The following is a 25,270-nucleotide window of genomic DNA, read 5'->3' on the forward strand; positions in this document are numbered from 1 at the left end:
CTCGTCGACCCAGCAGGAATCGGGTGGTTTCGCATCTCGCTCCAGAGCATAACATGGCAAATCTCGAAAGGAGTGTTGCCATGCTTTCCATCGCCTTTGCAGCCATGCCCACGTCCGACGCCGAAACTCTTTGGAACGGCGGCACCGATGCCTATGGTCACCAGCCGGAGACCATGATCTCAGATGGTCCGGGCCATCCCTGCCGCCACTGCCTGCGCAATATCGATGCCGGTGAAGCGCTGTTCGTCTTTGCCTATCGCCCCTTCCCCGAATTGCAGCCCTACGCGGAAACGGGTCCGATCTTCCTCCACAAGACACCGTGCCGGCGCTACGGAGCGGAAGAAATCCTGCCGCCCGTGCTGACGACCAGCCGGGATTTCATCGTGCGCGGCTATGGAAAGAACGATCGCATCGTCTACGGAACCGGCGCCGTAACGCCGACCGACGATATCGCAACCTATGCGGCTTCGCTGCTGGAACGCCCCGACATCGCCTATGTCCACGTCCGCTCGGCGCGCAACAATTGCTACCAGTGCCGCATCGATAAGGTGGAGGCGCCGGCCTATGCCGATGCCGGCGCCTCCATTTGATTGATATTACGCGACGTTCAGAATGCTCTCGGGCGCAACGGCCTCATAGCCGAGCGCCTCGGCCACCGGCCGGCTGGTGATACGGCCCTTGTGCACATTGAGGCCATTGCGGAGGTGCTTGTCTTCCGCGATGGCGCGCAGGCCGCGATCGGCGAGCGCAAGGCCATGATAGATCGTGGCATTGTTCAAGGCATGGGCCGAGGTGACGGGAACCGCACCCGGCATATTGGCGACGCAATAATGCACGACACCTTCAACCACATAGGTCGGATCGGAATGCGTCGTCGCATGCGAGGTCTCGAAGCAACCGCCCTGGTCGATGGCGACATCGACGATCACCGAGCCATTCTTCATGCCTGACAGCATCTCGCGCGTCACCAGCTTCGGCGCGGCGGCGCCGGGGATCAGCACGGCACCGATGATGAGATCGGCGGAGAAGACTTCTTCTTCCAGCGCCTGGATGCTGGAATAGCGCATGTGGACCCGGCCGTTGAAGATGTCATCGAGCTGCCGCAGGCGCGGCAGCGAGCGATCGAGGATGCTGACATCGGCGCCGAGCCCTGCCGCCATCTTGGCGGCATGCAGGCCAACAACGCCGCCGCCGATAATCGCCACCTTGGCCGGCAGCACGCCCGGCACGCCGCCGAGCAGGATGCCGAGGCCGCCATTGGCCTTCTGCAGGGCCGTTGCGCCCGCCTGGATCGACAGACGACCGGCGACCTCCGACATCGGCGCCAGCAGCGGCAGGCCGCCGCGTTCGTCGGTCACGGTCTCGTAGGCGATGGCCGTTACGCCTGAAGCAAGGAGGCCCTTGGTCTGTTCCGGATCGGGTGCGAGATGCAGATAGGTGTAAAGAAGCTGGCCTTCGCGGAGCTGCGCCCATTCGGAGGGCTGCGGCTCCTTGACCTTTACGATCATGTCGCACTTCTCGAAAATGTCCTTAGCGCTTGCGGCGATCTTAGCTCCGGCGGCCACATAGGCGTGATCGTCGGCGCCGATGCCGGCACCGGCCTTCGTTTCGACCCAGACCTCGTGGCCATGGGCGACATATTCGCGAACCGACGCCGGCGTCAGGCCGACGCGATATTCGTGGTTCTTGATTTCCTTCGGGCAACCAACGCGCATTTCATTCCTCCTCGAATGCTTTTGCGTCTTTCGTTTTCTCCGCTGGAAATCAGACCACCTCCGCCCCGCAATGTCCTTGCAAAGACGATTTGCGCGGCGGTCATTTTTCATGATTTATTGCGCGAACAGGAGTTTTTTCGAAAGTTCTTCGAATGTCTGACCTCGACGCCATAGATCATTCGATTCTACGGATGCTTCAGCAGAATGCACGGATCACCAACGCGGAATTGGCCGAAAAGGTCGGCCTCTCGCCCTCAGCCTGTTCTCGCCGGCTCGATATCCTCGAAAAGAGCGGCGTTATCGACGGCTATCATGCGCATCTGTCGCAAAAGGCGCTTGATTATAAGATGATCGCCTTCGTGCACATCTCGCTGTCAGGCCAGTTCGCCAAAACGCTGTCGGAATTCGAGACGGCGGTAAAACGCTGTCCGAACGTGCTTGCCTGCTATCTCATGTCCGGGGAATACGATTACATAGTGCGCGTTGCCGCGCGGGATCTCGAAGACTACGAACGCATCCACCGCGACTGGCTCTCCGCGCTGCCGCATGTGGTGAAGATCAATTCCAGCTTTGCACTGCGCGAAATCATCGAGCGGCCGAATGTCGGCCTGTGATCTTCGTCAGCGCAGGTCCAGCAGCAATGCGCGGTGATCCGAGACCTCGGGCTCGGCCACGGGATCGAAATGGATCACTTCGACATTCGCAGTCACCAGCATGTAGTCAGCGAAACGGGGTTGCTTGCGATAGTGAGACGTGCGCGTGTCGTCATGTCCTCGTGAAGTAACAAGATCGACAAGGCCCAGGGTACCGAGGATTTCGAAGGTCTCGCTGCCCGGCAGCACGTTGAAATCGCCGCAGACGACCAGCCGGTCGCCGTCGTGTTTCACCTGACGGATCAACTCGACAAGCGCATTGGCCTGATGGCGACGTTCCGGCGTATCGCCCTTGCCTTCCAGATCCCGCAGGCCATGCATATGGGCAATGGTGATGGGATAGCCGCGCTGATAGTCGAAGAGGCGGATGCAATGGGCATTGCGCGAGCGCGGATGCGGTCCGTAACCATCGGCCGAAAATTCACCATGAATGAATCCAGCGGCCTGAGCGACGATCGGATAGCTCCTGCGCACGAAGGTCGCCAGGCCGAATTCAGAGGAAAACCGGCGGTCGCCATCGAAGAGATCGCCTCGCGCCACCGGAAGGAAAAATGCATCGTAAGCCGGCAAAGCAAGTTTGAGTTCGTCGAAGAGTTTGGCCCGCTGCGGGAGTTCGATTCCGTGATCGCGATAGACCAGCCATTCGGATTGCGCGTCGTGCGTGCGGACCACTTCCTGCAGGCACAGGACATCTGCATCGACTTCGGCGAGATAAGGTATAAGCGGCTCATGCAGCCGGCCACCCCATGCATTCAAAGAAACGATGCGCATGTTCTGCCCTCTCGACATTCGTATAGCTGGCCGGGTTCACCACCGATTCCGGTACCGATTCGGGACGTCCGGCTACAATTTTAGCGTTTATCCTAAGCAGCTCTCAATGCTCACCTGATATCCAGGCGGGGAAAAAGATGTATGAGCCGGGATAACATCATGCAGTTCTCTTCGAAATCACCTGTCCAGGGCAATCTGAAAATCAAGACGCGAGGTTCGCCGCGCCATCATGCACGGCTGATGGGCCAAGTCCGCTATTTCACCAAGCTCGTGGCTGGCCGCGTCGTCGATATTTCCACCAGCGGCATTGCTCTCGATCTGCAGTCGCCACTCTATGCGGCCGCAGGCAGCAAGGTTCGCGTCGAATGCGACGATATCGGCCTCCTGGATGGTTTCGTGCGCTGGGCTCATAACGGCCGCATCGGCATCGAGTTCGATCGCTCGTCCAACGCGTCGGCGAAAGTCGCGTCCTACTTCCGCTTTTTCCACAAGGACATAAAGCCGGTTCTCAAGCGCTGATCGAATACCGGTGCAAGCCGGCTACGATCCACAATAAGCCTGTCACATTCCTGGTGCACACCTTCGAAAATCGTCCTAATCTCCCTCGCCCGAGAGATGATCGACGGACTTATAGCCCCATCGTTGAAGGAGTGTCTTATGTCTTCCATTCTGGATTTGCCCAGCATGTCGCGCCGTTCCCTGCTGCAAGGCCTGAGTGCTGCGGCAGCGCTGATCGTGCTGCATCCTTTCGCCGCCCGCGCCGCCGGCAACCAGGCGCATCTGCGCCTCATGGAAACGACCGACATTCACGTCAACGTCTTCCCCTATGACTATTATGCCGACAAGCCGAACGACACGATGGGCCTGACTCGTACCGCGACGATCATCGACAATATTCGCGCCGAAGCCACCAACTCGCTCCTCATCGACAATGGCGACGTGCTGCAGGGCAATCCGATGGGCGATTACATGGCCTATCAGCACGGCATGAAGGATGGCGACGTCCATCCGGTCATCAAGGCGATGAACACGCTCGGCTATTCCGTGGGCACGCTCGGCAACCACGAATTCAACTATGGCCTCGACTTCATGTTCAAGGTGCTAGCCGGCGCGAACTTCCCGTTCGTCTGCGCCAACCTGACCAAGGGGCAGCTTGCCGCCGACCCGACGAAGGACGACCTGTTCTTCAAGCCCTATCTGATCCTCGAAAGGAAGATCAAGGACGGCGCCGGCAATGAAAGCCCGATCAAGATCGGCTTCATCGGCTTCGTGCCGCCGCAGATCATGCTCTGGGACATCAAGAACCTCGAAGGCAAGGCGCAGACGCGCGATATCGTCGAAGCCGCCAAGGCCTGGGTCCCGGTCATGAAGGCCGAAGGCGCCGACATCGTCATCGCCCTCTCCCATTCCGGCATCGACGGCAGCGGGCCGAGCGAGAAGATGGAAAACGCTTCGCTCTATGTCGCGGCGGTCGATGGCATCAACGCCGTCTTCACCGGCCACCAGCATCTTGTCTTCCCTGGCCCGAAGACCTGGGACAGCATCAAGGACGCCGATCCGGTCAAGGGAACGCTGCATGGCAAGCCCGCCGTCATGGCCGGCTTCTGGGGCTCGCATCTCGGCCTCATCGACTTGCTTCTGGAGAAGGACGGCAAGAGCTGGAAGATCGTGGATTTCACCTCCGAAGCGCGGCCGATCTACCACCGCGACGACAAGAAGAAGGTCATCGCCGACGTCGCCGACAAGAAGGAAGTGGTGGAAGCGGCAAAGGCCGAGCATGAGGCGACGCTGACCTATGTCCGCACGCCCGTCGGCAAGACCTCCGCGCCGCTCTATTCCTATTTCGCGCTGGTGGCCGACGATCCGTCGGTGCAGATCGTCAGCCAGGCGCAGGTCTGGTACATCAAGAATATGCTGAAGGAAACGCAGTATAAGGACCTGCCGGTTCTTTCCGCGGCAGCCCCCTTCAAGTGCGGCGGACGCAACGGCGCCGACTATTATACGGACGTTCCCGCCGGCAATATCGCCATTAAGAACGTCGCCGACCTCTACCTCTATCCCAATACCGTGCAGGCCGTCGTCATCAACGGCGCACAGGTCAAGAACTGGCTGGAAATGTCGGCGGCCATGTTCAACCAGGTCAAGCTGGGCGCCAAGGATGCGGATCTCATCAACAACAGCTTCCCGTCCTACAACTTCGACGTCATCGACGGCGTCACCTATCAGATCGACCTTTCGCAGCCGCGCCGCTTCGGCGATGACGGCAAGGTTCTGAATGCCGATGCCAACCGCATCCAGAACCTGCAATTCGACGGCAAGCCGATCGACGTCGCGCAGAAGTTCCTGGTCGTGACCAACAACTACCGCGCCGGCGGCGGCGGCAATTTCCCTGAGATCGCCGCGGACAAGGTCGTCTATCAGGCGCCGGACACCAACCGCGACGTCATCGTGCGCTATGTCCATGATCAGGGCACGATCAATCCGACCGCCGACGGCAACTGGACCTTCACGCCGCTGTCCGGCGCGACGGCGACGTTCCAGAGCTCCCCGAAGGCCAAGGATTTCCTCGACCAGGTCAAGAGCGTGAAGATCGAAGACGCCGGCGAAGGTGCGGACGGCTTCCGCAACTACCGGCTGGTTCTGTAATCCCGACAGCTGCTGGCCTCTCCCCGTTACAGGGAGAGGCCTTTTTCACTCGGCAGCCAATCGCTTGTCGCCGGGATGGAACATTTCGACCGCCGCCTTGAAGTCTTCCTGATTGGGGCATCGCGACAGGCGATCGCGGAAAGCCTCGATCAGCCAGGCGGCCGCAGGACCCGGAGGATTATCAACCTTGCGGATGGCATAGAGCGGATATTCGCTCTGGTCATAGGCATCAAGCGCCAACGGCACGAGCCTGCCCTTCTGCAGATCCTCCATGATGAACGAGGCCGGCAGGCCGCCCCAGCCAAGACCACCGCGGATCAGCTGATGCTTGGTGGCGATATCGCTGAGGTGCCAGATCTTGTAGGACAGGACGTTGAAATCCTTGCCGTTGGTGAGGTTTGACGCGTCGGTGACGACCAGTTGCACTTCTTCGCGCACATCGGCAAGCGTCAGCGGTCGTCCCAGCAGAGCAAGCGGATGCGTCGGGGCGGCAACCGGCATCATGAAGGAATGTCCGACGCGCTCGATGACCAGGGCATCATCCTGCTTCAACACCGAGCCGCCAATACCGATCGTCGATCTGCCGCCGGTGACGAGCTCCAGCATCGAACCAAGTTCGCCGGTATCGAGCCGCAAGGAAACGTACGGGAAGCGATCCCGAAATTCCCGCAGCACGTCGACGGTGGCATGCACCGGCACCATGACGCTGATGGCAACGGCCACCTCCGCCTCAAGCCCGCTCTTCAGGCCCTTCACTCTCGCACGCATCACCTGGAGATCGGAAAGAATGCGGCGGGCATCCTCCAGCATCACCCTGCCCGCATCCGTCAATTTCGGCTGGCGCGAACCGGACCGTTCGAACAGCGGCATTTCGAGCTGGGCCTCCAGATTGGCAATCGTGTAGCTGATCACCGATTGAGCGCGATTGAGCGCGCGCGAGGCGGCGGAGAAACTGCCTGATTCAGCGACGGTCAGAAAGACCTGCAATTGGTCAAGGGTGGGATTGGGGAGCATCTGCCATCCATTCTATCGATAATTCCGATCCATATTATCACAGTTTTTCTCGATAGCACTGACGACTTATTTATGGAGGCGAACGTGATCGGACTCTCCCAGCCGATTTTCGCAACCTATTGAAAAGGAAAACGGATATGTCGTCCATTCTGCTTCTGACTTCGAGCCCGCGTCCGGACTCGCTCTCCACGAAGATCGCAACCGAGCTTGCCGAGAAGATTAAGACCAACAATCCCGGCAAGACCCTCGTTCACCGCGACCTCGCTGCAGACAACCTGCCGCACATCGACGGCCCCTTCACCGCTGCCATCCGCACGCCGGCCGACGCCCGTACGCCCGAGCAGCAGGAACTGGTCAAGGTTTCCGACGCGCTCGTCGACGAGCTGCTCGCAGCCGACACGCTGGTCATCGGCACCGGCCTCATCAACTTCAACATCTACTCTTCGCTGAAGACCTGGATCGACAACATTGCCCGCGCCGGCCGCACCTTCACCTATACGGAAACCGGCCCGAAGGGTCTCGCTACCGGCAAGAAGGCCTATATCGTACTCGCCTCCGGCGGCGTCTATTCGGAAGGCCCGGCTGCTCCGCTGAACCATGCCGTTCCCTACCTGAAGTCGGTTCTCGCCTTCATCGGCATCACCGATGTCGAGACCGTTTACATCGAGGGCGTTGCCTTCGGTCCGGAAGCTGCCGAGAAGGCAATCGGCGCCGCCCAGGTCCGCGCTTCCGAGCTGGCCCTCGCCGCTTAATTGACTGCGATATTCAGATACTGACAGGCGGCCGGCTTCAATCGGCCGCTTTGCTATTCTGCTCGCGGCAGCTCCTTGACGAATTGCTTGACGGTTTCCAGGATTTCATCGGAAAGAGCCTCGTCGCTCGCCACGCGCGCAAGGCCGAGCGCACCGGTCATCAGGCATGAGGCGATGATCGCCTTTCGCCTTGCTTCGGCGGTTCCCAGCCGCGGCATGCGCGCCGTCATGGCGTCGAAATTCCTTCGCAGGCCATCCGTCGCAACAGAGCGGACCGCATCGCTGCCGCGCGCCATATCCGCCGTCAGCGCCGCATAGGCGCAGCCCTCGCCGCAATGATCCCGGTGGCGTTCGCTGAGATAAGCATCGACGTACTCGTCGAGCGAGATGCTTTCGGGATCGATCCCCTTGTCCTCCTGCTGCCGCCGCCATGATCCGATCGCCGATTCCATGGCTTCCGCCACGAGTTCGTCGCGCGAGGCGAAATGCTTGTAGAAGCCGCCGACGGTGAGACCCGCCTCCTTCATCAGGTCGGCAACACCGATCCCTTCCAATCCCTCCTCGCGCAGACGCTTGGCGGCGAGCGTCACGATGCGTTCGTGCGTCTTCTGCTTTTCCAATTGTGAGCGGCCCATCGAAAATCCTTTCGTGCCCGGCTTGACAAAATGGATTACGATCATAATCCTTATAGATGACGATCATAATCCAGATCGCGACAAAAGCCAACAGGAGCTACGAACATGCGTCTCAAGAACAAGGTTGCCGTCATCACCGGCGGAAACAGCGGTATCGGGTTGGCCACCGCCCGCCTCTTCCTCGCCGAAGGCGCCAAGGTCGCCATAACAGGCCGCAACGCCAAGACATTGGCGGCGGCAGCGGAACAACTCGGCGGCGGCGTGCTGGCATTGCAGGCCGACACGACCGACATCCCCGCCATGGAGAGGGCGTTTGCCGAGGCTGCGGAGAAGCTTGGAAAATTCGATGCGGTCTTTGCCAATGCCGGCATTGCCGGCGATACCCCGCTCGGCAACACTACGCTCGAGCAGTTCGAAACCATCGTCCGCATCAATTTCACCGGCGTTTTCTTCACCGTGCAAGCCGCCCTGCCATATCTGAACGATGGCGGCTCCGTGATCCTGAATGGCTCCGTGCATGCCGTCCTCGGCATTCCCGGCGCCTCGGCCTATGCCGGCACGAAGGGCGCCGTCCGCGCCATGACCCGCAATCTTGCCTCCGAGCTTGCGCCCCGCGGCATCCGCGTCAACCAGGTTACGCCGGGCGCCACCAAGACGCCGATCTGGGAGCCCCGCGCTGCCACGCCGGAGGCCCTGGATGCGTTGCAGGCCCGCTTTGGCGGCCTGAGCGCGCTCGGCCGCATGAGCGAAGCCGATGAAATCGCCAAGGCCGCGCTCTACTTCGCCTCCGACGATTCCGCCAATGTCACGGCGATCGAAATCACGGTCGACGGAGGCGCCGTCAACGCCCCCGCCGGCGCGAAGATGTTCCGCACGGCTTGAGCCGTAGCGAAAGTCCGACCAGCTATCGATTCAGTGAGTGTTATGGGCCGCCTAAGCAGATGTGGGATGCGGCCCCCGCACCAGCAGGCGCATATTAAGGAAATCCGCCTGGTATCACACCTGGCGGACCTTTTCGCCGTCGCCGAAGAGACCTGGGCCGTTCTGATCGATGATCTGCTGGCCCTTGCGGAAGGTCGATTCCACGGCATCATCCGACGAGGTGAAAACATCGGCGCGAATGAAATTGCGCACCAGGATCTCGCCGTTCACATCCTTCTCGATCCGGCCCATGAGGCGGAACTGATTACCCTCGCGCTGCGGTGTCGCATAGATCGTGCAACCGCCATGCATCTGCGGCTCGGCGCTGACAGCCGGAGCGGCAGACTTTTCGGTGCCCGCCTGCGATGCGCCACCGGTGAAGATCGAAAGGATATTTGAAAACAACGAAGCCATGGATCGCCTTTAGCATGAAGGTTGCGGGCTCGCAAAGTCAAATGATCAGGTTTGCCAGGATGTCGTTTTCGGTGATGTCCTCGTAGCCCATGCCGGAACTTTCGAAATTGGCGATAAGCTGCTTGAAATTATCGGGATTCTTCGTCTCGATGCCAATCAGAATGGAGCCGAAATTGCGGGCGCTTTTCTTCAGATATTCGAAGCGGGCGATATCGTCTTCCGGCCCGAGCATGTTGAGGAAATCGCGAAGCGCGCCGGGGCGCTGCGCCAGGCGCAGGATGAAGTATTTCTTCAGTCCGGCATAGCGCATGGCGCGCTCCTTGACGTCGGGCAGGCGCTCGAAATCGAAATTGCCGCCGGAGACGACTGCAACGATGGTTTTGCCGCGGATGCTGTCGCGATCGAGCTTTTCCAACGCCGTGATCGCCAGAGCGCCGGCCGGCTCCAGCACGACGCCCTCGACATTCAGCATATCGGTGATGGTGACGCAGATGGCGTTTTCGTCGATGAGCTTGACCTGTTCTGCGGCAAAACCCTTCAGGGCGGCGAAGTTCAGCTCGCCGACACGGCCGACGGCAGCACCGTCGACGAAATTATCGACCTTGGCAAGCGTCACCACCTGCCCCGCCTCGATGCTGCGGCGAAGGCTCGGCGCTCCCGCCGGCTCGGCAAAGGTGAAGGCGTCACGGGCAAGCGTGTCGGCAAAATAGCCGGTGATCCCGGCCGCAAGACCGCCGCCGCCGACTGGAAGAAGTATATGATCGGCGACAACGCCGTCAGGCAGTTGCTCGGCGATCTCGGCAGCGACGGTTGCCTGCCCTTCGATGATATCGGCATGATCGAAAGGCGGTACCATGACGCCGTCGATGCTTTCGACATGATCGCGCGCGGCCTGATAGCATTGGTCGAAGAAATCGCCGAAGAGCTTGATGGTGATGAACTCGCCGCCGAATATGCGGGTCTTGTCGATCTTCTGCTGCGGCGTCGTCACGGGCATGTAGACGACGCCCGGCACGCCGAAATGCCGGCAGACGAAGGCGAAGCCCTGGGCGTGATTGCCGGCGGAGGCGCAGACGAAGGTCTTTTCCGTACCGCCTTTAGCAATCACCTTGCGGAGGAAATTGAAGGCGCCACGAATCTTGTAGGAACGCACCGGCGTCAGATCCTCGCGCTTCAGCCAGATATCGGCGCCGTAGCGGGCCGAAAGATGCTCATTCAACTGCAGCGGCGTTGCGGGGAAAAGGCCACGCATGGCCTCTGTGGCTTCGAGAACAGTCTGCTTGTCCACGGTCTATCCGTCCTTCTTCAATCCACGCCCGCTATGACACAGGAAAGATGAGTAAAGAAAGCCTGTTTAGCGCGGTTTTGGGCCTGCCGGAACGATATTCTTCCCAATGATGCCGTCCGCCGCCTCATCCCCTAATTCTGCGAATTGACAGTGCGGCTTTGCCTGTCTCCAATACGTGACAGCCATCATGACGATGGTTAGAGGCCCGCCCAAAACCGATCCGTCGGCTCCGGCGGGCTTCGCCTGTTTTGCACAGCATTCTCAACGGCTATTTCGGCGCTGATACAACTTGGTCCGTCTCGAAAAACATTTCCTTGACTGAATCGCTCAAGTGCTTGAAGGGGAAAGGCGCGCGGACGTGGCGAAACTGGTAGACGCAAGGGACTTAAAATCCCTCGGCCTTTGGCTGTACGGGTTCGACCCCCGTCGTCCGCACCAAAGACCAATCCAGTAGCCCAAACGGAAAAGGCGCAGCTTTCGCCGCGCCTCTTTCGATAATATGCAAAGCTGAGATCAAGCCGCGATCTTGGCCGCGATCTTGGCGACGTGGGCGCCCTGGTACTTTGCGGCTTCCAGCTCAATTTCGGAAGGCTGGCGCGAGCCGTCGCCGTTGGTGATGGTGGAAGCGCCGTAGGGCGAGCCGCCCTTGACTTCCTCGGTGCCCATCTGGCCCTGGAAGGCATAGGGAAGTCCGGCGACAACCATGCCCTGATGCAGAAAGGTCGGGATGAAGCCGAGGATGGTCGATTCCTGGCCGCCGTGCTGCGTGGCGGACGAAGTGAAGACCGAGCCGACCTTGCCGACGAGCTTGCCGTCGAACCAGAGGCCGCCGGTCTGATCCCAGAAATTGCGCATCTGCGAGGCGACCGTTCCGAAGCGGGTGCCGGCGCCAACAATGATGGCGTCATAGTCAGCCAGTTCGTCCGGCGTTGCAACCGGGGCTTCCTGGTCGAGCTTGAAGTGGGAGGCCTTGGCAACCTCTTCCGGCACGAGTTCGGGTACGCGCTTGACGGTGACTTCCGCACCGGTGGACTTTGCGCCTTCCGCCACGGCATAGGCCATCTTCTCGATATGACCGTAGGAGGAATAATAAAGAACCAGAACCTTAGCCATGAACGTCTCCCGTTTGTTGGACGCGTTGATTGTTGCGGGATGTTGTATCAGCGATGCGACAGCAGCGCAGCCCCCATGCCCGGAACGCACTGTTCATCCCTTATAGACGAAAATTCATTTGCATTGCCTTCCGATGATTGCCGACGATGCGAAATCGACCGTTTGCATTCGCGGAAAACGGCGCTACCTATTTCGGACTTTTTGCGAACGCGCCGATGCGCATTTTCACGGATCTCCTCATGTCAAACGATACCATTGTCACAGCGGCCATGCTGGCCATCGGCGACGAACTGCTCTCCGGCCGGACAAAGGATAAGAATATCGGCCATCTCGCCGATGTGCTGCTGCTGGCCGGCATCGACCTGAAGGAAGTCCGCATCGTTGCCGATGAAGAGGATGCCATCGTATCGGCGCTGAATGCCCTGCGCGGCCAGTATGATTATGTCTTCACGTCAGGTGGCATCGGCCCAACCCATGACGACATCACCGCCGATGCCATCGCCAAGGCCTTCGGCGTGCCCTGCGAGCACGACGGCGAAGCCATGCGGATCATGGGCGAAATGTATGCGCGGCGCGAGATGGAATTCACCGAGGCGCGCCAGCGCATGGCCCGTATGCCTGTGGGGTCGAAGCATATCGCCAATCCGGTCTCGACCGCTCCCGGCTTCAACATCGGCAACGTCTACGTCATGGCGGGTGTGCCGCAGGTTTTCCAGGCGATGCTCGATAATGTCATACCGACGCTCAAGACCGGGGCGCGTGTTTTGTCGACCGCCATTTCCTGCCCTTACGGCGAGGGCGAGATCGGCACGCCGCTCGGGCTTATCCAGAAGGCACATCCGGATACCAGTATCGGCTCCTATCCGCGCTATGTCGGCCAATTCTTCTCGACCGAAATCGTCGTGAGGGGCCGCTCCGCCGAACTGGTTGAAAATGTCGCGGCCGAAGTACGCGCGATGATCGAAACCATCAGACAGTCGAAAGCCAAGGAAAATCAGTCGGCTGAGGCATGACACTCAACGAATAAGTGCGTCCGCTGGGGAACCAGAGGTGATCAAAGCGCATTAATTTATCGCGGAATAGAGATATAATGCGCAGATTCAACCCTCCGCATGGGAGATCACGTCATGGCGTACAAGACCATATTGACCGTTCTCGACAATCCCGGCAACACGCGCATCGCCGCCGATTTTGTGGCAGCGCTGGCGAAGGAGCACGACGCTTACGTGGTCGGCCTTCATGCGGAAATCGTCTCGACCGTACCGCTGGTGGCGCCGATGGAAATCCCGGACCCTGTCGCCGTGCAGGCTCTCCAGGATGTCGCCCATAATCAGGCGGTCGAAATCGAGCGGCTGTTCCGCACGAAGATGGAACGCGCCGGCCTCGACTACGAATGGCACAGCTTTGCCAGCACGATCGGCTATGGCACCGAACCGCTGATCGAAAGCGCCCGCAGCGCCGATCTGCTGGTTGCCGTGCAGCCGGACCTATCCAAATATGGCGACTCTCAGGTCGATGTCGAAACCTTCCTGTTCGACAGCGGCCGCCCGGTGCTTCTGATTCCCTATATATTGACCGTTCCGAAACCGATCCGCCGCGTGCTGATCGCCTGGAACGGATCCAAGGAAGCGGCGCGCGCCACCTTCGATGCCCTGCCTTTCCTGAAGGCCGCGGATTCGGTCGAGATCCTCTCGGTCAGCACGTCCGAGAAGGAAACCCGCCCATCGCGGGAAACCGGCGTTCGCATCGCGGCGGCACTGACGCGCCATGGCGTTCGCGCCAAGTTCGAAACGGCGGCCTGCACCGGCAAGTTGACGCCGTCGCAGGTCATCGAAAACCGCCTGGCGGATGACAGCATCGATCTGCTGGTCATGGGCGCCTATACGCATTCCTGGCTATGGCAGATGATCTTCGGCGGCACGACGCGTACCCTGCTGCAATCGATGACGGCGATGACGCTTCTGGCCCGCTGAGCCGCGAAAGCTCGAATCAAACGGTTTCCGGTATAGATGGGCACCGATTGCCCGCTTTGCGACTATTGCCTTTTGCCGGCAAATCCAGCAGAAAGCAGCGACCGATGACAGAATTCCCGCCAGGGAACCGTTCGCGCGGTCGACGGAGCATGGTCCCGAAAAAGCATATGGCTTTTTTCCCGATGAGATCCTGTTCAAGCAGATAGCAAGCGAATCGCGTTCCGGATTTGGTTCATGGTCCGCGCCCGCCGCGGGGTCTGCTCAGGGTCGCCGGCGGTGCCGGCGCGTTATTATTCCATGCCCCGGAGCTTCTGCCATGTCCCTGCCCGATAAAGCCTTTCCCGTATCCTGGGATCAGTTCCACCGCGATGCGCGCGCGCTTGCCTGGCGGCTTGCCGGCCTCAACCGCGATTTCAAGGCAATCGTCTGTATCACCCGCGGCGGCCTCGTGCCGGCCGCCATCATCTCGCGCGAGCTCAATATCCGCCTGATCGAGACGGTCTGCGTCGCCTCCTATCACGACTATTCCAGCCAGGGCGAAATGACCCTGCTGAAAGGCATCGCGCCGGAATTGATGGTCGACGGCGGCGAAGGCGTCCTTGTCATCGACGACCTGACCGATACCGGCAAGACTGCCGTCGAAGTCCGCAACCTGCTGCCGAAGGCGCATTTCGCCTGCGTCTATGCCAAGCCGAAGGGTGTGCCGACCATCGACACCTTCATCACCGAAGTCAGCCAGGACACCTGGATCTACTTCCCCTGGGACATGGGCTTCACCTATCAGGAGCCGATCGCCAAGGGTCCCCGCGGTTAAGCCTGCTTGTTCGCTTTGCGAATCACCTGTTGATTCTGCTGCGCGTCAAAATGGAACCGGAAGACGGTAATAGAGGTGGGCGCTGCGGCGCCCACTAGATTTAGTAGGCGTTACAATAGCGAGAATGCGTGGGATTCAAGGGTTTCCGCGCGAATCATGATGCGCTACGGCATGATTTCGCTGCCTTGCCAATGGCATCACGGTCACGGTCACAATTTTGTCGTTTTTGACTCCGGCAGTGATGAGCCTTGCGCCTTCTTCGGTCGCACAAAGGGCGAGCATCTCCCACCAAGCTCTTGAATCTTCTACTCTACTGGCGTTTCCCCAATTTCCACAGGTGAGCCCACAAGATATTGTGGTTAACAATCCATCGCAAACCACCCCTTGACGGAATCGGGTCTTTCAAAGTTAATGGACGACGTTGCGGCGGCGACTGGACCAGGCGGGTTAACGAGGGCTGGTTCTCAATTCGAAATCGGATCTGGATTCAAGGCGATTCACCTTTGCCGGTGACCGCTGCGGGGGTTTTTGTGTCGATCTCGATGCCGTCGAAAAAATATGTGCGGGGACTGGCGGCAATAAGCTGTTAATACTATATTTAGTGTTTGCAGCCACCATCACCACAAGATACAGGAAAGTCATCTCCGGACGACACCTCCTGTCAGAAAGCGGATTGAAAGCTGGCTGCGCGTTGAAATCGCGATGCCGGAATGAAAATTTTTGCGCCCTGCCTTGATGCGGGCGCGCACCAACGAATGAGGATTGGGACCATGCGCATCGAACGCCGTTTTACGAAGGCCGGCCAGTCACCCTATGCGGATATCGAATTCCGCAAGGCGACCAGCGAGATCAAGAATCCCGACGGCTCGATCGTCTTCCGCCTCGAAAACATCGACGTTCCCGCGCAGTTCTCGCAGGTCGCCGCCGACATCCTTGCGCAGAAGTATTTCCGCAAGGCCGGCGTGCCCGCCAAGCTCAGACGCGTCGAGGAAAACGACGTTCCTTCCTTCCTGTGGCGTTCGGTTCCCGACGATGCGGCCATGAAGGACCTGCCGAAAGAGCAGCATAGCGGCTCCGAAACCGACGCGCGCCAGGTCTTCGACCGCCTTGCCGGCACCTGGACCTACTGGGGCTGGAAGGGCGGCTATTTCTCCTCCGAGGAAGATGCCTCCGCCTTCTGCGATGAGCTTGCCTACATGCTCGCTACCCAGCGCGTCGCACCGAATTCGCCGCAGTGGTTCAACACCGGCATGCACTGGGCCTACGGCATCGATGGCCCCGGCCAGGGCCATTTCTATGTCGATCCCTTTACCGGCAAGCTCACGAAGTCCAAGTCGGCCTATGAGCATCCGCAGCCGCATGCCTGCTTCATCCAGTCGGTCGAGGACGATCTCGTCAACGAAGGCGGCATCATGGACCTGTGGGTTCGCGAAGCCCGCCTCTTTAAATACGGCTCTGGTACCGGTTCGAACTTCTCGATGCTGCGCGGCGAGGGCGAAAAGCTCTCCGGTGGCGGCCGCTCCTCCGGCCTCATGAGCTTCCTGAAGATCGGTGACCGCGCCGCCGGCGCCATCAAGTCGGGCGGCACGACGCGCCGCGCCGCCAAGATGGTCGTCGTCGACATCGACCATCCGGATATCGAGGAATACATCAACTGGAAGGTCAAGGAAGAGCAGAAGGTTGCCGCTCTCGTTACCGGCTCGAAGATCGTCGCCAAGCACCTGAAGGCGATCATGAAGGCCACGGTCAACTGCGAAGGCGACAATGACGATTGCTTCGACCCGGCCAAGAACCCTGCCCTGAAGCGCGAGATCCGCGCCGCCAAGAAGGACCAGGTTCCGGAAAACTACGTCCAGCGCGTCATCCAGTTCGCCCGCCAGGGCTACAAGGATCTCGAATTCAAGACCTACGACACGGATTGGGATTCGGAAGCCTATCTGACCGTATCGGGCCAGAACTCCAACAATTCCGTCTCCATCAAGGACGACTTCCTGCGCGCTGTCGAGAATGACGGCGAGTGGCACCTGACCGCCCGCAAGGACGGCAAGATCATCAAGACGCTGAAGGCGCGCGACCTGTGGGAATCCATTTCCTACGCCGCCTGGGCATCGGCCGATCCGGGCCTGCATTTCAACACGACGATGAACGACTGGCACACCAGCCCGGCGGCCGGCCCGATCCGCGCCTCCAACCCGTGCTCGGAATACATGTTCCTCGACGACACGGCCTGCAACCTCGCCTCGCTGAACCTGATGACCTTCAAGGATGCGGCGACGAAGCGCATCAACATCGCCGATTACGAGCACGCCGTCCGCCTCTGGACCGTCGTTCTCGAAGTCTCCGTGATGATGGCGCAGTTCCCCTCGCGCCGCATCGCCGAACTCTCCTACGAATACCGCACGCTCGGCCTCGGCTACGCCAATATCGGCGGCCTGCTGATGTCGTCGGGCATTCCTTATGACAGCGACGAAGCCCGCGCCATCGCCGGCTCGCTGACCGCGATCATGACCGGCATCGCCTACGCGACCTCGGCTGAAATGGCGTCCAAACTCGGGACCTTCCCGATGTTCCAGCCGAACCGCGAGAACATGCTGCGCGTCATTCGCAACCATCGCCGCGCCGCCTATGGCGAGACCTCGGGCTATGAGAACCTGTCGGTCAATCCCGTAGCGCTCATCCATGGCGACAATCCGGATCAGGACCTTGTTGCCCATGCCAAAGCCGCCTGGGATAAGGCGCTGGAACTCGGCGAGAAGCACGGCTACCGCAACGCACAGGCAACCGTAATCGCGCCGACCGGCACGATCGGCCTCGTCATGGATTGCGACACGACCGGCATCGAACCGGACTTTGCCCTGGTGAAGTTCAAGAAGCTTGCCGGCGGCGGCTACTTCAAGATCATCAACCGCGCCGTTCCGGAAGCGCTGCGCACGCTCGGCTACTCCGAAAGCCAGATCGCCGAGATCGAAGCCTATGCCGTCGGCCATGGCAACCTGAACCAGGCGCCGGCCATCAACCCGTCGTCGCTAAAGGCCAAGGGCTTTACCGCCGAGAAGATCGATGCCGTCAACGCAGCCCTGAAGAGCGCCTTCGACATCAAGTTCGTCTTCAACCAGTGGACGCTCGGCGCCGACTTCCTGAAGGGCGCGCTGAAGGTATCCGACGAGCAGATGGCCGATATGAGCTTCAACCTGCTCGACCATCTCGGCTTCTCCAAGAAGGACATCGAGGCCGCCAACATCCATGTCTGCGGTGCGATGACGCTGGAAGGCGCGCCGTTCCTCAAACAAGAGCACCTCGCCGTCTTCGATTGCGCCAACCCCTGCGGCAAGATCGGCAAGCGCTACCTGTCGGTCGAAAGCCACATCCGCATGATGGCGGCTGCCCAGCCCTTCATCTCGGGCGCGATCTCCAAGACCATCAACATGGCGAACGAAGCGACCGTCGAGGATTGCAAGAACGCCTACATGCTGTCCTGGAAGCTCGGCCTCAAGGCCAACGCGCTCTATCGCGACGGCTCCAAGCTCAGCCAGCCGCTCAATTCCTCGCTGATCGAGGACGACAGCGACGAGGCTGCGCTTGAGGAATTCCTGCAGGCGCCGGCAGCCGCACAGGCCGTGACCATCACGGAAAAGATCGTCGAGCGCGTGATCGAAAAGATCGTGCGCACGCAGGAAAAGCTCCCGGGTCGCCGCAAGGGCTATACCCAGAAGGCCAAGATCGGCGGACATACGATCTTCCTGCGCACCGGCGAATATGACGATGGCCGCCTCGGCGAAATCTTCCTTGACATGAACAAGGAAGGTTCGGCTCTCCGTGCCTTCATCAACAACTTCGCGATCTCCGTCTCGCTCGGCCTGCAGTATGGTGTGCCGCTCGAGGAATATGTCGACGCCTTCACCTTCACGAAGTTCGAGCCGGCGGGCATCGTCACCGGCAACGACGCGATTAAGAACGCCACGTCGATCCTCGACTACGTGTTCCGTGAGCTGGCGATCTCCTATCTCGGCCGGCACGATCTTGCCCATGTCGACACTTCGGACTTCAACAACACGGCGCTCGGCCGCGGTGTTTCCGAAGGCAAGGCCGATGTCGTCTCCAAGGGCCTGACCCGCGGCTACAAGCCGACGCTGGTTCCGACATCGGGTGACCGTTCGGCAGACGCCAAGGGTTCGGCAACGGCCGCCCCGGCGCGCGCAGCCTCGCTTTCGACCGTTACCGCCTTCGCCGGCAATACGGTGCGCAAGCTGGAGCCGACAAGTGCGGTCGCGACCTCCGAAGTGGTCGCCTTCAAGCGCGACTATGAGGAGCGCGCAAAGGAATTGGCCGAAGAGATCGCAGAGGAACTAGCGAGCGAAACCACTGAAACCACCGGCCTCTTCACCGACAAGGCGGCAAACGACGCAGCAACGGCGAAGACGGAAGCCAAGAAGCTGGAATCCGAACGCCGCGCCCGCTCCATCATGCAGGGCTATACCGGCAACATGTGCACGGAGTGCCAGAACTTCACGATGGTCCGGAATGGGACCTGCGAGAAGTGCGACACGTGTGGAGCAACGAGCGGCTGCAGCTGAGTGTTCAATCGATCCGCTTTGCTTCGGCTTGTAACAAAAGTCATTGTGCCCAGGTTTCCGTACATTCTGTACCGATAGAAATGTCAGAGAGCGGTCGAAAGGCCGCTCTTGTTCGTTAGAGCCTATGTGAGAAACCCAAGCTGGTCCTGGCCAAATACCGCAGAAACTGGCTATCCCATAACCAACACCCTTGGAGCTGCTAGCAATCGTTCAAGGCTTTCGCAGTATTCTCAGCTCAAGCAGGGGGACGTCGTGAACAGCCACGAAACAGCGAACGAAGCGGCTCCGGCGTTCTTTTCAAAAGGCAACCGCTCCGAGAATCGCATATCTGTTTGAATGACTAGGGCGGGAACTCTCATGTATCTTTCACGGATTGCGATCGAGAACTTCAGGAACTTTAGAAATCTTGACGTGGCACTTGCCGGCAGCGTCGTGATCGTCGGAGAAAACCGTGTTGGAAAGTCGAACCTTGTTTATGGTCTCCGCCTGATTTTCGATCCATCACTACCGGACAGCGCGAGGGATCTTCAGCTCGGTGACTTCTGGGATGGCATCGAAGAATACGAGCGGGAGACGCGGGTTAAGATTTCCGTCGAGATCAAGGATTTCGAAGACGATCCCGATGTGCTCGCCGTTCTCACGGACTTTCGTATCCCAGGCGACCCTCAGACGGCTTCACTGACCTATGAATTCAAGGCGCGACCCGGCTTGTTAAGGGCACCGGCGAGTGAGAAGGATTTCGAGTTCGTTTGTTATGGCGGTCGAGATCTAACAAGGAGGTTCGGCTACGATGTACGGAGCCGAATTACAATGGATGTGCTGCCAGCCCTTCGCGATGCCGAGGGAGACCTCGCGGTCTGGCGGCGCTCACCACTTCGACCACTTATAGATTCTGCGTTCGCCACCATCGACCGGGATGGGTTGCAAGGCGTTGCCGATCAGATAGCTGCGGCTACGGGACAGCTCATGGATTTCCAAGCGGTGTCTGATCTTGAGGATGACATCGCCCAGTCATTTCGCACGATGAGTGGAGCTCGCCAGGACGTCAACCCCACTTTAGGGTTCTCAGCAACGGACGCCTCGAAGCTCCATCGGCAAATAAAATTGCTGATTGATTCCGGGCAGCGCGGTATCGCCGAAGCGAGCCTCGGCTCAGCAAATCTGATCTTTCTCACATTGAAGACAATGGAACTACATAATCTCATCGCGGGCGACAAGCGGGATCATTCACTGCTTGCCATTGAGGAACCCGAAGCGCACCTTCACCCGCATCTTCAGAGACTCGTCTACCGGAGCCTTTTCCAAGATGCCAGCGAACCCGAGGATGATGGTTTAGATCCCCCCTTGTCAGTGATAATGACGACGCACTCGCCTCACATCGCCAGCGTTGCACCAGTCCGTTCGCTTGTTCTTCTTCGTGAAGAAGAAGGCGAGACCGTCGGATGCTCTACGGCGTCTCTCGACTTGAGCGTGAGCGAGGCTGATGACCTCGCTCGGTACCTAGACATCACACGCGCCGAAATGCTGTTCGCAAGAGGTATTATTCTTGTAGAGGGCGACGCTGAACGCTTTATGGTCCCGAGATTTGCGGAAGAACTTAATATCGACCTCGATGGACTGGGCATCACGGTCTGTTCCGTCGCCGGAACAAACTTCACCCCATATGCCAAGTTTCTCGAGTCTCTGAAGATTCCGTTCTCGATAATCACGGACTTCGATCCGGATGCCGACAGGGGGCAAAAGCGAACGGTCGCGCTCGCGCGGCTGTTGGATGGCATACGAACCGAAAAATACGATGATGACTACTTCGACGAACTTCTCGGCACGGATGAATGGGAGCGCTTCGATCAGAGCATCGGGGAGTTCGGTGTATTCACCAACGCCGATACACTCGAGGTAGACCTCTTCAAAGGCGGATTCAGTGCCGCGATAATAACAGGTCTCCGGGAGGGCGACTTCGGGAAGGTACGCAGGGATAGGATCGACACCTGGGAAGACGATCCGAGATCGATGGACCGTGAGCACCTGCTGTCCATGATAGAGGACATCGGCAAGGGGCGATTCGCACAACGACTGGCTACTCGCGTCGGCGGGATCGACGTGCCCGGATACATCAAGCGTGCAATCGAACACCTGACCGACCGTGTCTGACTCCTCTCTCTATCTGACCGCATCGGAGGAATTGAGACCAAACCCGGATCAGTGGCAGGCATACCAGTCAGTAGGCCATTGTGTCATCCTCGCAGGCCCCGGAAGCGGCAAGACGAAGACCATGACGATCAAGCTGGCCCGCATCCTCGGCGAGGATGTTAAGGCACCCCGCGGCGTGGCCTGTATCACCTACAACAACGAATGTGCTCGAGAGCTAGAAGATCGTCTTTCTGCCCTTGGGATCGAACCAGGAAAGCGTGTCTTCATCGGCACCGTGCATTCCTTCTCGCTGACGCAGATTCTAATCCCCTATGCAAACTCCTTAGGCATCGGCCTCCCAGACCAGTTCCAAGTGGCCGACATTCAGCAGAAGAGGCATGCACTTGCTCGAGCGCACAGAGAGGTGATCGGCGGACCCGGAAATCCGGAAGATTTTCGCTTTGGCATGGATTTACACCGTCGCACGCATCTGGACCGCACGCATCCCTCGTGGGTCAATTTCAACCCGCAGCGTGCCGCCCTCGCCTCGGCCTACGAGACATCGTTGCGGGAGGCAGGTCTCATAGATTTCGACGACATGCCGTTGTTGGCACTGAGGGCCCTGGTCAGAAATCCATGGCTTCGTCGCGCACTTCTCGCTAAGTATCCGGTTCTCGCCATCGACGAATACCAAGACCTCGGCACGGCTCTCCACCAGATGGTGCTGGAGTTATGCTTTCGAACGGGCATACGGCTTCTTGCAGTAGGCGACCCAGACCAGTCGATCTATGGCTTCACAGGCGCCAGACCGGAGTTGCTGCAGCGGCTTTCCGAGCGCGACGAAGTCGAGACTGTCACGTTGGGCCTCAATTACCGTAGCGGCCACAGAATCGTAGCCATTTCGGAGTATGCTCTCGGAGAAGCTCGCGGCTACCAAGCTGCGGAAGGAGCGTCGGAAGGCACTGTCTACTTCCATCCGATTACCGGGAATTATGAGGAACAAGCTGCATGGCTGTTCTCAACGCTGCTTCCCGATATCGAAGCCCGAAATCCTGGCATTCCTCGGGGCGACATTGCGATTCTCTATGCTGCGGCATTCATTGGCGACGCGGTAGCCGCGGCAGCAGCAGAGCACGGGCGGTCCTTTGTCCGCACTGATACGAATGCGCTTTATCCAAGATCCAGCAGGATCATGCGCTGGATCGAAAATTGCGCGCGCTGGTGCTGCGGCGGATGGCAGACCGGCGAACCTCGATGGGCAAGGATCGCGTCAGCAGGGATGCGCATGTTCTCGGAGACCCTCACCTCGGATGCTGATCGCTCGCAGTTCAAGCGTGCTCTGTTGGAATTTATGTGGGCTCGGCGAGATAGCTCGCTTTCCTTTACGGTATGGCTCCGGGAACTTGATGCTCAAATTCTTCAGACGCTTGCGATCGGCTGCAGGGCAATGTCCGACGAAATTGCCATCATGAGAACGCTCACGTCACGCTTGGAAAGTGACACGGATCTTGCGGACGTAACCCTAGGACAATTCTTCGGGGTCGGCCAAGCGAACGATCGGATCAATCTAAGCACCCTCCATAGCGCTAAAGGGAGGGAGTTTGATGTCGTCATCATGTTCGGGATCGATGAGGGTCGGATTCCCAGACCGAATCCTACACCGAACGACGTGATAGAACAGCGGCGCCTGTTCTACGTCGGCTTCACCCGCGCCCGATCCGAAGTCCATCTGGCTTGGTCTGCCCCAAGACCTTCGCGTTTCATAACCGAAGTGGAAGACCGCATCAGTGCCGAACCAAACCTTTCCTAAAATGCGAAGCCGACGCAATGGCGGCCTCCAGCAAACCTGACGTTAACACGAACACGTCTATCGTCTTTGAAAGTGACTTGTTCGCCGCCGACGATGACGATAGTAGCCACGCTGCGTGATCGCAGTGCCCTAAGAAGTTCGACACGCCCAGAAGGCCCATGACCCTGACCAACGACCCCATAATCCGAAAGGTGATCCGGCAGCGGCTTGCGACCACGCATGACGGCCAGGATGCCGTGATCGTGGACGAGCTACGCGTTGGCCGGGGTTCCGCACGCATCGATGTCGCCGTCGTGAACGGCCTCATCGATGGTTTCGAAATCAAGAGTGACAAGGACACACTTGAGCGCCTCGAAAGACAGGCAATGCTCTATGGCGAAATCGCTGACCGCATGACACTTGTCGTCGGTGAGCGGCATCTCGACGAGGCCGTGCAATTGATACCAGACTGGTGGTCGGTAATCCTGGCGCGGCCGCATGGAGAAAGCTGCAGGCTGAGGAGTCTCCGCAAGGGGCACCGAAACCGGTCGCTCAGTGCGTGGGCGCTGGTGAACATGCTCGAACGTCAAGAGCTAATGACACTGCTCTCCATCCATTCCCTTCAGAAAGGTGCGAGCCGTAAGATCTTTTCGGAACTCGCAGATACCGCTACATCCGGCATCAAGGCCAAAGATATCGCATCCTTCGTGAAACACGTGCTGAAGGTACGTGCAACGTTCGAGGTTCTCCACGGGCGGTCCGCTTTCGCGCGAGCGGCAATCATCTGCGGGCCATCCTCGCAAGGTGCTGGTTTGCTCTAACCGAAAGCCAGGGACCGGGTACGGTGAAGGTGGTTCCGTCGACCTTTAGCTTCCCTTCCCTAACCGCTTCAATCACGGTCGTTCCCCAACAACGCTCGCGGCCCTGCCACGCAGGTTCGCCGATCAGAGCTGTCGCTGCTCGCACGAACCCTTGTGGATCGTCTTTCACCATGTCGAGTTTGATGCGCCAGCTCTCCGCTTCGACCAGGTCGACGTGAGGATACCAGCCATTGCTTCCGGAGCCTTTCGGTCTTTTCGCCACGGACATATAGTCTCCGTAGCTGATCTTCCAGTGCCTTATAACGGACCGATAGAGCTCCACCTCGCCCATCGCGATCACCTCCGGATAGTCTTTCAATGAATCCTTTGGGAAACTATTCGAGAGCAGCACCACCTCGATTCGGTTGAATAGATCCCCCATTGCTGCCTTTGTTCGGGAAAGGAAGTCCTTCACCGCCTCTGCGTTCGCAGGAACCTTGTTGCGGATGTAGCCAGCATCAACCAGGAGGAATGACTTGCCGTCAGGCCAGGACTCGATGAGTGGCAGTGATCGAAGGAAGTTTGAAGTGTCAGCGGGCTCCTTGAGCCTCACACGGACCGCACAGCCGCAGCCGAGGTCCCTGGCAAGTGCGATCTGTTCGGCGACAACCTCGGGACTTGGCAGTCGAACCGTGGGAATAAGGGATGGGAAGCCAGCGATGATGCCTATCCAGGATGTCGGCCCCTTCACGGGGTCGCCCAGCATCTCAAGATGCGTGTTGAAGGCTTCCTTGCCGTCTCTGTCGCGCTGATCGCTGGCAAGCTGCCTCTCGCTGCGACCCTTGATCGGCTTCCCGCCAGTTTGCACCCTGGCTGCGCTTCGACGCTGGCGATCCCGTTCTGCCTCGGCGGCCGAAGTCACCTCCACTGGTGTGGGGTCGAAGTCGACGATCGCAGGACGCCCATCGAGAGCGGACAGAAGGAAACCCGCAGCCTCCTGAAAACTCTCGGCCTTGCCGTATCGCGTCAGCGTGACGACGGGGATGCATCCGTCCTTCACGCCTTCGTCACTCTTCTCATAGGCCAGAAACTCGAAGGCTTTGGTACTCAGACAAGGGAAATATATTCCGTCGACCATCAAGGACTCCATTTGTGCACGGCGTGTCGCATAAACGAATCGCTTTTCAACTTTGACACGAAACAAAGCGCAGCGCATGCAGCCTGTCTTCAATTCACAGATCCGAACAGCGTGAACTGCCTGTCATAGC

General features: G+C 59.2%; 21 protein-coding genes and 1 tRNA gene. 14 read left to right on the forward strand and 8 right to left on the reverse strand.

Annotated features, from left to right (window positions below; genetic code table 11):
• Nucleotides 1–80: 80 nt before the first annotated feature.
• On the forward strand, nucleotides 81–590 hold the full coding sequence (locus HGP12_RS03450) for a DUF1203 domain-containing protein (RefSeq protein ID WP_168839186.1): 510 nt from the start codon (nucleotides 81–83) through the stop codon (nucleotides 588–590).
• Nucleotides 591–596: 6 nt separating this feature from the next.
• On the opposite strand, the gene ald is transcribed toward HGP12_RS03450, so the two are convergent.
• Nucleotides 597–1,715, reverse strand: coding sequence for an alanine dehydrogenase (gene ald / locus HGP12_RS03455; RefSeq protein WP_168839123.1), 1,119 nt, complete (start codon nucleotides 1,713–1,715; stop codon nucleotides 597–599).
• Nucleotides 1,716–1,867: 152 nt separating this feature from the next.
• Between ald and HGP12_RS03460 the strand changes: the two genes are divergently transcribed.
• Nucleotides 1,868–2,329, forward strand: a complete 462-nt coding sequence (locus tag HGP12_RS03460) for an Lrp/AsnC family transcriptional regulator (protein ID WP_120663731.1) — start codon at nucleotides 1,868–1,870, stop codon at nucleotides 2,327–2,329.
• 6 nt (nucleotides 2,330–2,335) lie between these two features.
• Here the strand turns inward: HGP12_RS03460 and HGP12_RS03465 are convergent, their stop codons facing one another.
• On the reverse strand, nucleotides 2,336–3,139 hold the full coding sequence (locus HGP12_RS03465) for an endonuclease/exonuclease/phosphatase family protein (RefSeq protein WP_168839124.1): 804 nt from the start codon (nucleotides 3,137–3,139) through the stop codon (nucleotides 2,336–2,338).
• A 141-nt stretch (nucleotides 3,140–3,280) separates the two neighbouring features.
• On the opposite strand from HGP12_RS03465, the gene HGP12_RS03470 reads away from it, so the two are divergent.
• The gene (locus HGP12_RS03470; protein ID WP_246703232.1) at nucleotides 3,281–3,658 is read left to right on the forward strand and encodes a PilZ domain-containing protein; all 378 of its coding nucleotides are present in this window, start codon (nucleotides 3,281–3,283) and stop codon (nucleotides 3,656–3,658) included.
• A 138-nt stretch (nucleotides 3,659–3,796) separates the two neighbouring features.
• The gene (locus tag HGP12_RS03475; protein ID WP_168839125.1) at nucleotides 3,797–5,785 is read left to right on the forward strand and encodes a bifunctional 2',3'-cyclic-nucleotide 2'-phosphodiesterase/3'-nucleotidase; all 1,989 of its coding nucleotides are present in this window, start codon (nucleotides 3,797–3,799) and stop codon (nucleotides 5,783–5,785) included.
• Nucleotides 5,786–5,830: 45 nt separating this feature from the next.
• Here HGP12_RS03475 and HGP12_RS03480 read toward each other — a convergent pair whose 3' ends face one another.
• Entirely contained in the window at nucleotides 5,831–6,799 is a 969-nt protein-coding gene (locus HGP12_RS03480; protein ID WP_168839126.1) for a LysR family transcriptional regulator, read from the reverse strand.
• A gap of 137 nt (nucleotides 6,800–6,936) precedes the next feature.
• Here HGP12_RS03480 and HGP12_RS03485 point away from each other — a divergent pair, with 137 nt between their 5' ends.
• Nucleotides 6,937–7,551, forward strand: a complete 615-nt coding sequence (locus HGP12_RS03485) for an FMN-dependent NADH-azoreductase (protein WP_168839127.1) — start codon at nucleotides 6,937–6,939, stop codon at nucleotides 7,549–7,551.
• A 53-nt stretch (nucleotides 7,552–7,604) separates the two neighbouring features.
• On the opposite strand, the gene HGP12_RS03490 is transcribed toward HGP12_RS03485, so the two are convergent.
• Nucleotides 7,605–8,186, reverse strand: coding sequence for a TetR/AcrR family transcriptional regulator (locus HGP12_RS03490; RefSeq protein ID WP_168839128.1), 582 nt, complete (start codon nucleotides 8,184–8,186; stop codon nucleotides 7,605–7,607).
• Nucleotides 8,187–8,291: 105 nt separating this feature from the next.
• On the opposite strand from HGP12_RS03490, the gene HGP12_RS03495 reads away from it, so the two are divergent.
• Nucleotides 8,292–9,068 carry an SDR family oxidoreductase gene (locus tag HGP12_RS03495; protein WP_168839129.1) on the forward strand — a complete coding sequence of 259 codons (777 nt, stop codon included), beginning with the start codon at nucleotides 8,292–8,294 and terminating at the stop codon, nucleotides 9,066–9,068.
• 114 nt (nucleotides 9,069–9,182) lie between these two features.
• On the opposite strand, the gene HGP12_RS03500 is transcribed toward HGP12_RS03495, so the two are convergent.
• Together HGP12_RS03500 and ilvA are read right to left on the reverse strand one after the other, a co-directional pair.
• Nucleotides 9,183–9,521, reverse strand: a complete 339-nt coding sequence (locus tag HGP12_RS03500) for an HlyU family transcriptional regulator (protein ID WP_168839130.1) — start codon at nucleotides 9,519–9,521, stop codon at nucleotides 9,183–9,185.
• Between the two features lie 37 nt (nucleotides 9,522–9,558).
• A complete protein-coding gene (gene ilvA, locus HGP12_RS03505; protein WP_168839131.1) occupies nucleotides 9,559–10,809 on the reverse strand; it encodes a threonine ammonia-lyase in 1,251 nt (416 codons plus the stop codon).
• A 352-nt stretch (nucleotides 10,810–11,161) separates the two neighbouring features.
• Here ilvA and HGP12_RS03510 point away from each other — a divergent pair.
• A tRNA-Leu gene (locus HGP12_RS03510) sits at nucleotides 11,162–11,247 on the forward strand.
• Nucleotides 11,248–11,322: 75 nt separating this feature from the next.
• Here HGP12_RS03510 and wrbA read toward each other — a convergent pair.
• Entirely contained in the window at nucleotides 11,323–11,922 is a 600-nt protein-coding gene (gene wrbA / locus HGP12_RS03515) for an NAD(P)H:quinone oxidoreductase type IV (RefSeq protein ID WP_168839132.1), read from the reverse strand.
• A 239-nt stretch (nucleotides 11,923–12,161) separates the two neighbouring features.
• Between wrbA and HGP12_RS03520 the strand changes: the two genes are divergently transcribed.
• The 7 genes from HGP12_RS03520 to HGP12_RS03550 all read left to right on the forward strand — a co-directional run bounded on the left by HGP12_RS03520 (nucleotide 12,162) and on the right by HGP12_RS03550 (nucleotide 24,023).
• Complete coding sequence (locus tag HGP12_RS03520) at nucleotides 12,162–12,935, forward strand: competence/damage-inducible protein A (protein WP_168839133.1); 774 nt, start codon at nucleotides 12,162–12,164, stop codon at nucleotides 12,933–12,935.
• 114 nt (nucleotides 12,936–13,049) lie between these two features.
• Nucleotides 13,050–13,895, forward strand: coding sequence for a universal stress protein (locus tag HGP12_RS03525; RefSeq protein WP_168839134.1), 846 nt, complete (start codon nucleotides 13,050–13,052; stop codon nucleotides 13,893–13,895).
• 316 nt (nucleotides 13,896–14,211) lie between these two features.
• Complete coding sequence (gene gpt / locus HGP12_RS03530) at nucleotides 14,212–14,709, forward strand: xanthine phosphoribosyltransferase (protein WP_168839135.1); 498 nt, start codon at nucleotides 14,212–14,214, stop codon at nucleotides 14,707–14,709.
• 770 nt (nucleotides 14,710–15,479) lie between these two features.
• A complete protein-coding gene (locus HGP12_RS03535; RefSeq protein ID WP_168839136.1) occupies nucleotides 15,480–19,283 on the forward strand; it encodes a vitamin B12-dependent ribonucleotide reductase in 3,804 nt (1,267 codons plus the stop codon).
• Between the two features lie 357 nt (nucleotides 19,284–19,640).
• Complete coding sequence (locus HGP12_RS03540) at nucleotides 19,641–21,434, forward strand: ATP-dependent endonuclease (protein ID WP_168839137.1); 1,794 nt, start codon at nucleotides 19,641–19,643, stop codon at nucleotides 21,432–21,434.
• A complete protein-coding gene (locus HGP12_RS03545) occupies nucleotides 21,427–23,223 on the forward strand; it encodes an ATP-dependent helicase (RefSeq protein ID WP_168839138.1) in 1,797 nt (598 codons plus the stop codon). Before HGP12_RS03540 ends, HGP12_RS03545 begins: the two co-directional genes overlap by 8 nt.
• 158 nt (nucleotides 23,224–23,381) lie before the next feature.
• Nucleotides 23,382–24,023, forward strand: coding sequence for a sce7726 family protein (locus tag HGP12_RS03550; RefSeq protein WP_168878677.1), 642 nt, complete (start codon nucleotides 23,382–23,384; stop codon nucleotides 24,021–24,023).
• Here HGP12_RS03550 and HGP12_RS03555 read toward each other — a convergent pair.
• Nucleotides 23,983–25,140 (reverse strand): beta family protein, encoded by a 1,158-nt coding sequence (locus HGP12_RS03555; protein WP_168839140.1) that lies wholly within the window; start codon nucleotides 25,138–25,140, stop codon nucleotides 23,983–23,985. The genes HGP12_RS03550 and HGP12_RS03555 overlap by 41 nt on opposite strands.
• Nucleotides 25,141–25,270: the final 130 nt, after the last annotated feature.

Source organism: Rhizobium sp. P28RR-XV (assembly GCF_012641385.1).
Taxonomy (GTDB): domain Bacteria; phylum Pseudomonadota; class Alphaproteobacteria; order Rhizobiales; family Rhizobiaceae; genus Rhizobium.